The organism is Burkholderia sp. Ac-20392, from assembly GCF_017104585.1.
Lineage (GTDB): Bacteria > Pseudomonadota > Gammaproteobacteria > Burkholderiales > Burkholderiaceae > Burkholderia > Burkholderia lata.
The window spans coordinates 1-10,384 of record NZ_JAAGPB010000306.1 but is presented as its reverse complement, the minus strand read 5'-3'; the positions used below and the strand labels follow the sequence as shown (position 1 = coordinate 10,384).

General features: G+C 65.7%; 7 protein-coding genes and 1 pseudogene. 2 read left to right on the top strand and 6 right to left on the bottom strand.

Annotated elements, in window-relative coordinates:
• The coding region (locus tag G3N99_RS26790) for a GMC oxidoreductase (protein ID WP_206123897.1) at positions 1-939 on the top strand (939 nt) is incomplete at its 5' end.
• Positions 940-1,220: 281 nt separating this feature from the next.
• Here the strand turns inward: G3N99_RS26790 and G3N99_RS26785 are convergent.
• The 5 genes from G3N99_RS26785 to G3N99_RS26765 form a co-directional block, all read right to left on the bottom strand.
• On the bottom strand, positions 1,221-2,726 hold the full coding sequence (locus G3N99_RS26785) for a cytochrome c (RefSeq protein WP_206123896.1): 1,506 nt from the start codon (positions 2,724-2,726) through the stop codon (positions 1,221-1,223).
• Between the two features lie 4 nt (positions 2,727-2,730).
• Positions 2,731-4,383 carry a GMC family oxidoreductase gene (locus tag G3N99_RS26780; protein WP_174933309.1) on the bottom strand — a complete coding sequence of 551 codons (1,653 nt, stop codon included), beginning with the start codon at positions 4,381-4,383 and terminating at the stop codon, positions 2,731-2,733.
• 5 nt (positions 4,384-4,388) lie between these two features.
• Positions 4,389-4,979, bottom strand: coding sequence for a sorbitol dehydrogenase family protein (locus G3N99_RS26775; RefSeq protein ID WP_241011867.1), 591 nt, complete (start codon positions 4,977-4,979; stop codon positions 4,389-4,391).
• A 483-nt stretch (positions 4,980-5,462) separates the two neighbouring features.
• Entirely contained in the window at positions 5,463-5,975 is a 513-nt protein-coding gene (locus G3N99_RS26770) for a heme-binding protein (protein ID WP_241011866.1), read from the bottom strand.
• A 452-nt stretch (positions 5,976-6,427) separates the two neighbouring features.
• Positions 6,428-6,715 (bottom strand): DUF1330 domain-containing protein, encoded by a 288-nt coding sequence (locus G3N99_RS26765; protein ID WP_174983641.1) that lies wholly within the window; start codon positions 6,713-6,715, stop codon positions 6,428-6,430.
• 975 nt (positions 6,716-7,690) lie between these two features.
• Here G3N99_RS26765 and G3N99_RS26760 point away from each other — a divergent pair.
• Positions 7,691-9,073 carry an MFS transporter gene (locus G3N99_RS26760; protein WP_241011865.1) on the top strand — a complete coding sequence of 461 codons (1,383 nt, stop codon included), beginning with the start codon at positions 7,691-7,693 and terminating at the stop codon, positions 9,071-9,073.
• 228 nt (positions 9,074-9,301) lie between these two features.
• On the opposite strand, the pseudogene G3N99_RS26755 reads toward G3N99_RS26760, so the two are convergent.
• Positions 9,302-10,285, bottom strand: a pseudogene (locus G3N99_RS26755) (excinuclease ABC subunit A); the annotation flags it as partial.
• Positions 10,286-10,384 lie beyond the last annotated feature (99 nt).

Genomic DNA, 10,384 nt, shown 5'->3' with positions numbered 1-10,384 from the left:
GGCGTGCGCTACCGCGCGGGCGGCGCCGGCGCCCCCGAGCGCGAAGTGCGCGCGAACCGCGAAGTCATCGTCGCCGCCGGTGCGCTGAACACGCCCCGCCTGCTGCAGATCTCGGGCATCGGCGACAGCGCGCATCTGCGCGCCATCGGCGTGCAGACACGCGTCGACCTGCCCGGCGTCGGCGCCAACCTGGTCGATCACTTCAACCTGCGCGTCGCCGTCCGGGTCAAGGACGTCGCCACCCTCAACGAACGCGGCCGCGGCCTGCCGCTGGCCGGCGAGATCGCGAAGTACTGCCTCGGCCGGCCCAGCATCCTGAGCATGGGCCCGGTACCGATGCGCTTTTTCTTTCGCTCCGCACCCGCGTTGTCGCGGCCCGACCTGCAGGTGTCGTTCACGCCGGGCAGCTATCAGGAAGGGCTGCCCGGCCTGCTCGATCACTATCCGGGCATGACGCTCGGCGGCCACAAGCAGCGTCCCGACAGTCGCGGCTGGGTCAAGGCGCGTTCGGCCAGCATCGACGAACTGCCCGAGGTGCAGCCCAACTACCTGACCGACGAATCGGACCAGCGCGCGATGGTGGCCGTGGTGAAGATGGCGCGCGCCGTCTTGCAGGCCCGGCCGTTCGCCCCGTATTACGTCGACGAAATATTCCCCGGCAACGACGTGCGCACCGACGACGAGATTCTCGCGTTCGCACGCCAGCGCGGCGGCACCGTCTATCACCACAACGGCACCGCGCGCATGGGGCCCGACAGCGACCCGATGGCCGTGGTCGATGCGCGGCTGCGCGTGCGCGGCGTACAGGGCCTGCGGGTGGCCGATGCGTCGGTCATGCCGTCGCCGATCTCGGGCGCGACCAACGCGGCCACCATCATGATCGGCGAGAAGGCCGCCGACATGCTGGTACAGGACGCGAAAGCGACGGCCAGGGTGTGACGCGTCAACCGACGGATGCGTGGCGCCCGGATCGGGTACACGTGAGATTGGCGGCCGATGCGGTGGTGCGTGCGGTGCCGATTCCCTGCCAGAACGGCCACACACCGCACGTCCACGCTTGAATGAGCGCGCCCACGGGACGCGAAATCGTCATGCCCAGGCCATTGCCGGGACGTCGAGCCGGCTTGACCTGAAATGCGGAAGCAGGCTCGATACGCGCCGGCTTGCGCTGACGGATCGATGCCTGCTTCCGTGCCGCATCGATGCGGCGGTCCGCTGAATCAGCCGACCTTGCCGCGCGGCGGATCGGCAAGCGAAACGCGTTGGCGGCGACGCCACCAGAACGCGACGCCCAGCACCGCGATCAGCACGACAAGCACCGCGCCCGGCAGGATCAGCGGCCGGACCCGCACGAGCAGCGGAACGGGGCCGCCGCTGCGCGCGACGGCAACGTCGCCTGCGGTGACGGTCACGTCCGGATTGCCGTACTGCGCGAGCACGTAGTTCGCGATGGCAGCGACCTGGTCGTCCTTGAGCGGCTGGACATAGGAGTCCTCGCCAAAAGACGGCATCAGCACGTGCTCGCCGCCCGCCTCGCGATCGACGCCGTACAGGATCGCCGCAATCAGGTTCGACGGATTGCGCGAGCCCGTGGCGGTGTTGTTCGACAGCGACGGATACGCCTGGCTCGGGCTGCCCTTGCCGTTCGCCTGGTGACAACTCGCGCAGTAGCCGCTGAATAGCGCCGCGCCCGTCGTCAGCGTGCCGTTCGCGTTCAGCGGGGACGCGCCGCGCAACGTCGCTTCGCTGCTGACCGCGCGCCCGTACGAGAATGCCGGCGCCGATTCGCTTTCGTCGCGAATCGGCTTCGTGCTGCGCAGATACGAGACGATCGATTTCAGGTCCGCGTCCGACAGATACTGCAGGCTGTTCTGCACGGCCTCCGCCATCGGGCCGGCCGCCTGGTTCTTGCCGGGTGCGCGGCCGGTCTTCAGGTACGACACCAGCTCGGCGTCGCTCCACGCGCCGATGCCGCTCACCGGATCCGACGTGATGTTCGGCGCGTACCACGCGCCGAGCTGCGCGCCGCCCAGGTTGCGGCCGAAGTCCTCGGCCATCAGTGCGTTGCGCGGCGTGTGGCACGCGCTGCAGTGCGCCAGCACGTTGGTCAGGTACGCGCCGCGATTCCACTGCGCATCGTGGGCCGGATCCGCTTCGAAACGCTTGTTCGACAGGAACAGCATGTTCCATCCCGACATCGCCATGCGCATGCCGAACGGGAACGGCAGGCTCGTGGCGGGCGCGGCTTCGTCGACCGGCTTCACCGCATGCATGAAGTAACTGTAAAGCGCGTGCACGTCGTCATCGCTGAGGCCGCTGTACGACGTATAGGGCATCGCCGGATACAGGTACGCGCCATCCGCGCGCACGCCTTCGCGCAGCGCACGGGCGAACTGCACCTCGGTGTAGTTGCCGATGCCGGCCGTCTTCGACGGCGTGATGTTGCTCGAATAGATCTGCCCCATCGGCGACGCGATGCCGTACCCGCCCGCGAACGGCTTGCCGCCGTCGAGCGCCGTATGGCACGCCATGCAGTCCGCCGCGATCGCGAGCTGATGGCCCTTTTCGACCAGCGCGACGTCGGCCGACGTCGAAGCCGTGCCGGCCGGCGCATCCTGCGCGAACGCGGATGCGCTGCCGACGAGCGCGAGCAGGCCGGCCGCGATGGCCGTGCGATACGCGGTGCCGCGCCGCGCGCGACGGTGTCGTTGAATCGTATGTGTCATCGCATCAACCCTTCGCGAGGCTCGCGGAAATCGAATCCGCGGCCTTCAGGCCAAGGGCCGCCATCGACAGCGTCGTGTTGACGACGGACGCCGACGGCATCGCGCCACCGCCCGGCAGCCACAGGTTCGCATGGTCGTGCGCGCGGCAGTCGCCGTCGACGACCGAGTTCTTCGGATCCGCGCCCATGATGGTGCCGCCCATGATGTGATTGTTCGCGTTCAGCGTCTTCGTGATGTCGAATTCGACCGCGTCGAACAGCGTGCCGATGTGCGACAGCTGCTTGCACGCCGCGTCGTAGCCGCGCCGCACGTAGTCACCGACGTCGTAGTGGATGTCCGGGCAGGCGAGGCCGAGCGGATCGACGCGCGTCTTGCTGAGCGTCAGGCGGTTGTTCGGGTCGGGCAGCGGTTCGAGGCTGATCGACAGGTCCACGCCGTAGATCGCGCGCCGCCGGATTTCCTCGTCGAGTGCCTTGCCGACCAGGCCGAGCTTCAGCGCCTGTTGCGTCGCCGGCCCGACGCGCGAGATGTTGTTCAGGATCATCTTGTTCGCCGAATACTGCCCGCGGAAATCGCCGTCGCGCGGACCGACGATACAGCTGCTCTGCGCGGGGCCGCGGCCGAGCCACATCGGCTCGTTCGCGAGGAACGTGCAGTGGAAGCCCGAGTGATCCATCATGTTGCGGCCGACCTGGTCCGAGCCGTTCGCGATGCCGTGCGGATTGCGCTCGTTCGCGGCCAGAAGCAGCAGGCGCGGGGTCTCGATGCCGTTGCAGGCGAGCACGAACCGCTTGCCGCTGGCCTTGTGCGACTTGTGCGACGCGTCGTACCAGTGCACGGCCGTCACGCGATTGTTCGCATCGGTGTCGATCTTGTAGACGACCGATTCGGCGAGCACCTTCGCGCCCTTGCGCTCCGCGCGCTCGATGTGATGGATGCCGCTGTACATGGCGCCGATCGGGCAGATCGGCTGGCAGTTGTTGTTGCCGCAGCAGGTCGGGCGGCCATGCCACGGCCGCGTGCTGCGCGCCTGCGGAATCGGGATCGACCGGTAGCCGTGCGCGTTGACGATTTCGGCGAAGCGCCGGTCGCCATGCCCCCACGGCACCATGTCCATCGGATACGGGCGGCTGCGTTGCGACGGCGACTGCATCGCCGGGTCGCTCGGTCCGGCCACGCCCATCTCTTCTTCCGCACGACAGTAATACGGCTCGAGATCGTCATAGGAAATCGGCCAGTCGCGGCCGACGCCATACGTCGACTGCATCCGGAAATCGACCGGCAGGTGCCGCCAGCTCGAGGCGGCCCAGTGCCAGGTCGTGCCGCCGACCGTGCGCAGGTAGCCCTGCTGGAAGCTCTGGCCGTCCGGACCGCTCAGGCCGACGTAGTTGTTCTTCGGAAAATACAGCGGGGCCGGCGCATTCGGCGCCTGCGGGTAGAGCCCCTGGAAGTCGGACCCGACGCGATTGTCGAAAGGCATGTTGCGCCAGTTCTCGACCGCCTGCGCACGCTCGATGCGCAGGCCCGATTCGAGGATCAGCACCGAATGGCCCTGGCTGACCAGCTGGTCCGCGATCAAGCCGCCCACCACGCCGGATCCCACGATCACGACGTCGGCCGACACGTCGCCGTTCGATTCAAATACAGGAGTTTTCATGAGATTCAGGCGTGCTTTTGCGGGTGCTGTGAAGTGGCTGGCGCCACCATCTTGCGCGGCGGCGCGACATCGGCCGGCGGCGGTTCGGCGGTCCACCACAGCGGGCCGTTCGAGCAATAGGTCGGCGCGCTCATCCCGTCGTGGACGGTGTCGTACATCAGCGCATCGGCATAGGTCACCATCACGGCCTTCTGGCCATGACCGACGGTGCCCGTGTACCACGCGGCGACGATCGCGAGCGCGGTGTCGTGAAGGCCGGCGCTGTCGGCATCGGCCAGCAGCTGGGCCGGGGTCTGCCCGGCGCGAACGCGTTGCGCCAGCGCGGCCGCACGCGCGGCAAAACCGGCGTCGGTGCGATGGAACGCGTCGACGAGCCGCCTGGCCGTCATCGGGTCGAGATTCGCGTGGCCTGTCAGGGCGCTCGACAGCGCGAGAAAGGTCTTGGCGTCGAGCGACGGCTGCTGCGCGAATGCAAGGCCGGGGGCGGCAGTGAACAGCCCGACCTGCGTCAGGGCTGCCGCCATCACTTTCAGGGCCGCTCTCCGGGTAATGCCGGCGCGCGCGACGACGCGCGTTTCATGATCGTATGGGGACATGTCGTTTTCGTCTTTTTGGCGAGCGGTTGCTCGCAGGCTTTCTTGCTTCCAAATATTCCGCGATGGGAGTCGCTCCGCGCCGAAACGACGGAATGCCTCCCCCACGACTTGTGCACAACCCGTCCGAAAGCACCGGCAAACGACCATGACCGGCTGAACCAAGTATTGCACACGCCATGCGACGCAAATTTTTAACGGCTCAAACTGCACATAATCCGGGACAGGATTATGGAACCGGTTCCATTTTTGAATGAAGTAACCGGTTCAAATTGTCATCGCAGGGGGGGAGTGTAGCGATATCGCTCGAATCGCGTATTTTCGCGACCGGGTCGAGTCACCCATCCCTTCTGAAACGGGACGAATCCGCCGGACCGTGGTCGGTTCCGGATACACGCAAAACCCGATGAAATAAAAACGTCAGGTTTATATTATTTATTTGAAAGAATAATCATCCCCCGGACAGCTTGCCTGTTGCGCCGCGCTTTACCGGATGGCCGCCGCGCCCGCGGCCGCGATCACGCTATCCTGCACCCCCGCGCCACCACTGGTCCCGATCGCGCCGATCAGCTGCCCGCCAACCACGATCGGGATGCCGCCCTCTCCGGCGAGAATGCCCGGGATGCTGAGGTTGCCGGTCGCCCCGTTGTTGATCGCGTTCTGCATGTCCTTGGTCTGTCGGCGGAAGCGCACCGACGCCCGCGCCTTGGCTTCCGCAATTTCGGTGGAGGCGAGTTGCGTTCCATCCATCTTGTCGCACGAGACCAGATTCCCGCCGCTGTCGACGACGACGATCGCGTATTTCCAGTTGCGGCGTCGCGCTTCTGATTCGGCTGCCGCAATGGCCGTGCGCGCCTGTGCCAACGTAATGGGCGCACCGTAGGGGATGTCATACGGGAGTTGTTCGGGAATCGATGCGGGCGCCGGAGATTGTGCGGCCGCATGGGCCGTGAAAAATGCGGCTGCCACGATGAAGAGTCGGGATGGCTTCGAAAACATGAGAGACGGCTCCATAAAGGCTCGATGAGGCTGATTCGCCCGGCGAACGGTTGATCTTGCTGGTGACGCAAACTTGACGTGTCGTCAGTACGGCCATTGCACGCGCCTCCATTGGACATGGCAGTTGAGCGTCAGGTCATGACGCAGGCACGTGATGGAGGTTGGAATATGACGCCAGCCGCGCAAGACGGCCGCGGTGGAGGTGATTCCGGGAAACAGCAGGAACGTGTGCAACGACGTTTTTTGATTGCGACAGTCCCGGATACTATCCGAGCGCGAGCAGCGGTGCGCCGGAGACCCCGGGCGCAATCCATCGTCAGCTCGCCTTTTGACCGCCTGTTTCCATGCATGGAATTTCATCGACGACGACTACGAGGAAATCGAATGCACGGATACGGTCCCGTCGATGGCGTGGCCGTAACGGCGGTCGATGAGCCGCCCCGCCGGCCCGGTCAGACGCCTTCGACCAGCACGGCGCGATAGCGTGCGCCCTTGAAGCGATGCTGAACGACGGCCTGGTATGCCGGGCTGTCATACCACGCGTGCGCGGCGTCCCTGGACGGAAACTCGACGATCACCACCCCTTCCGGGCCGTCGCCCTCGAGCGTTTCCTGCGGGCCATACGCGGCCAGCACCTTCAACGGGTGGCCGGCGAGCGTCGCGCCAACCTGGTCCTGGTAGCGGTCGAGTTCCTGCTGATCCTGCGTGCTTTCACGCGTGAAGACGATATAGGTCGCCACGATTGCACTCCTGTTGCGGTTCGAGAATGATGGGACGATCCGGCGATCGTCCGTCGGGGAACGGCATTCATCGTAACCATCGGGCGCGCTTTCTCGTATCCCCCGCGATTCCAACTGTGTTTTCGAGCCGGATTAACAATGGATGTTGTCGGGCGGAAACCGCTCGAGATGGACGGCCGCATCCTTCACACGCGCGGACATCGCGTCGTAGAACATCACGACCTCCGCATTCGGCCTGGCCGCACGGTTGATTCATCACTCGTGCGACGTCGTCGCATTCCAGCGATCGGGAAACGATTCGAGTTTCTCGAAACCGTCCGGCAAGCGGCTCGAATCGCGCAATACGTCGTCGGTCATCGTGCTTCTCCTGTTCTGGATCGGGAGGCTGCGGCCAGGTGCTGGCGGCAGTTCGCCTCGTCGTTATTCAGCGCGCGTTCCACCCCTAAACATTCCGTACTTCGAAACATTTTCCCGATCTTCAGATTGGTGCAACACGATCACCATCGATTTATCCGCGATCCCGGCCGAACCGTTTACCTCACAAATGATGTGATTGGCCAATAAAGACCGCCCTCTCCATTCGGTCAGAGCCGAGCGCAGGCTTTCCGTTTGACTCGGCGTGACCCGACCGTTCGCGTACCGACACCGATCATCTCCAGCCGGATTTCCCGCCATGCCACGTTTGCCGGACAAGCCGCATTGCCACACGCCCCCGGGCCATGCCAGCCGCGCTTAATGGATAACACTCATGGCACTTCACTTTCGATCCCGCCAAACTACCTAACGATAGTTTGATAAAAGAGCGCTGACGCATCTCGCGGCCGGCCGCCCCGACCGGGCGGAGACACGCCGTGCAACCGTGCAGGCGCCTGATCGACGCGATTCAGCGCCGCCCGCGTCGTGCGCGGCGACGGTTTCGTCGAACGATTTCCACAGCAACCGAACGACCGTATTGGAGAAATGATGAGGAATGCCATGAATGACACCCCGCCCGTCGGCGGCCTGAACGAAGCGCTAGCAGGACGAACCTCCGTCCAGACCGGGCAGGACAGCCTCCGGTCGTGGTACATCCTGGTCATTCTCACGTTCGCGTATTCGCTCGCCTACATCGACCGCCAGCTTCTCAACCTGCTCGTCGACCCGATCCGCCATTCGCTCGCCATCTCCGACACCCAGCTCAGCCTCGTCCAGGGTGTCGCGTTCATTTCCGCGTACCTGATCGCATCGCCGCTGTTCGGCCGGCTCGTCGACGTGACCAACCGGCGCAACATCCTGCTGGTCGGCATCTGCCTGTGGTGCATCTTCACTGCCCTGTGCGGCAAGGCCACGACGTTCCAGGGTTTGTTCCTCGCGCGCTTTGGCGTCGGCGCCAGCGAAGCGTGCGTGTTTCCGATTGCGTTGTCGATGATCGCCGACTGCTTTTCGGCGAAACAGATGCCGCGCGCGATGAGCGTCTTCATCCTCGGCCCGATGCTCGGCGGCGGCCTCTCGCTCGTCGCCGGCGGCCTCGTCATCTCGTTCGCGCGTGACGTCCATCAGCAATTCCCGATGCTCGCCGGGTTCGAAACCTGGCAGCTCGCATTCGTGCTGATCGGGTTGCCGGGCATCCTGTTCGCGTTGCTGGTGTGGCTGACGGTGCGCGAGCCGGTACGCAGCAAGGTCATCAGCGGCAGCACCGACGAACGGCAGTATTCGACCCGCGATTCGGTCGCGTTTCTGTGGGCGCGGCGCGGGTTCTACGCACGGATCCTGTTCGGCGTCGGCACGCTCGCGATCGTCGTGCTCGGCATGCCGGCGTGGCTGCCGACCACCCTGATCCGTGCGCACGGGATGCCGGCGGCGCTGGTCGGCTTCCGCTTCGGCGCGCTGGTGGTCTGCTGCGGCACGGCCGGCGCGCTGGCCGGGCCGTGGGTCGTGCGCTGGTTCGAGCGGCGCGGCTACGAAGATGCGTCGCTGCGCACCGCCGCGTTCGCGATGATTCCGATGCTGCTCAGCTGCGCGAGCATTCCGTTTGCGCCGGGTGCGATCGGCACGCTGGTCGCGGCCGCCGTCACCGTCTTTTTCTTCACGCTGCCGACCGCGTGCATGGCCGCGTCGCTGCAGCTCGTCGCACCGAGCCGCATGCGCGGCCTGGTCGGCGCGCTCTACTCGTTCTTCGCGCAGCTGATCGGCTTCGGGCTCGGCCCGACGTTGATTGCGCTCGTCACCGATCGCGTGTTCGGCAACCCGAAGATGGTCGGCCAGTCGATCGGCATCGTCTGCACGATTGCCGCGGCGCTGGCCGCGTGGCTGCTGTTCACGTCGCTGCCGCACTATCGCCGGTTGCTGGCGGAGGAGCGTGGCGCGAACGCTGGCTGATGGTGTGGGATGCCGGTCAGGTCGATCGTCGAGCCGACCTGCCGGCCGGGGACGCGTTGCGCGCCCCGTGATTCCGGCGACGACATATGGCGTCGACCGCAGCCCCAAAAGAAAACACCCCTCAACGAGGGGTGCATGGGCCGGATCGCGGTGCACCCCCAGCCGCTTGCAAGCCAGCTGGGGGAAATCATCGCCCGGTACCGGGGCCGTCGAGTCGAAGCGACACGCTCACCCTACCCGCGCTTCGCCCTCGCGCTCGGCTTCCCCTTGGTCCGTACCCGTTCGGGCCAGCACCGGCTTGAGCGCCTGCCCGGTGTGGCTTGCGCTTACCTGCACGAGCGCTTCCGGCGGCGCCGCCGCGACGATCGTGCCGCCGCCCACGCCGCCTTCCGGACCGAGATCGATGATCCAGTCGGCTTCCGCGATCACGTCGAGGTCATGCTCGATCACGACGACGCTGTGCCCCGCATCGACGAGCCGGTGCAGCACGCGGATCAGCTTCGCGACGTCGGCCATGTGCAGGCCGACCGTCGGTTCGTCGAGCACGTACAGCGTGTGCGGCGCCTTCTGGCCGCGTCGCGTGATGTCGTCGCGCACCTTCGTCAGCTCGGTGACGAGCTTGATGCGCTGCGCCTCGCCGCCGGACAGCGTCGGCGACGGCTGGCCAAGCGTCAGGTAGCCAAGCCCGACATCCTTCATCAGCTGCAGCGGATGCGCGATGTTCGAGATCGGCGCGAAGAACTCCACCGCCTCGTCGATCTCCATCGTCAGCACGTCGCCGATGTTCCGGCCGCGCCACGTGACGGCGAGCGTCTCCGGGTTGAAGCGCTGCCCGTGGCACACGTCGCACGGCACCTTCACGTCGGGCAGGAAGCTCATCCCGATCGTGCGCACGCCTTGCCCTTCGCATGCAGGGCAGCGCCCGTCGCCGGTATTGAACGAGAAACGCGACGCCGTGTAGCCGCGCGCCCGCGCTTCCAGCGTATCGGCGAACAGCTTGCGGATCGTGTCCCACACGCCGATATAGGTGGCCGGACACGAGCGCGGCGTCTTGCCGATCGGCGTCTGGTCGACTTCCAGCACGCGATCGATCTGCTCCCAGCCGCTCAGCGACTCGCAGCCCTGCCACGCATGCGTGACGTTCAGCGACGGCCGCGGTGCGCTGCGCGCGAGCACGCTCGAACGGCGGTTGGTGGCCGGCGCGTCCTGCTGCATCTCTTATCATCCTCTTTTATCTTCTGCTTTTTTTCCTCTTTTTCGCTTCTGTTTTTTTCCTCTCTCTCTCTTCCTTCTCTCTCCTCTCTCCTCCTT

Coding starts and splice junctions, on each gene's coding strand:
- G3N99_RS26785 (WP_206123896.1), bottom strand. CDS start 2,726: ATGACACATACGATTCAACGACACCGTCGCGCGCGGCGCGGCACCGCG.
- G3N99_RS26780 (WP_174933309.1), bottom strand. CDS start 4,383: ATGAAAACTCCTGTATTTGAATCGAACGGCGACGTGTCGGCCGACGTC.
- G3N99_RS26775 (WP_241011867.1), bottom strand. CDS start 4,979: ATGTCCCCATACGATCATGAAACGCGCGTCGTCGCGCGCGCCGGCATT.
- G3N99_RS26770 (WP_241011866.1), bottom strand. CDS start 5,975: ATGTTTTCGAAGCCATCCCGACTCTTCATCGTGGCAGCCGCATTTTTC.
- G3N99_RS26760 (WP_241011865.1), top strand. CDS start 7,691: ATGAATGACACCCCGCCCGTCGGCGGCCTGAACGAAGCGCTAGCAGGA.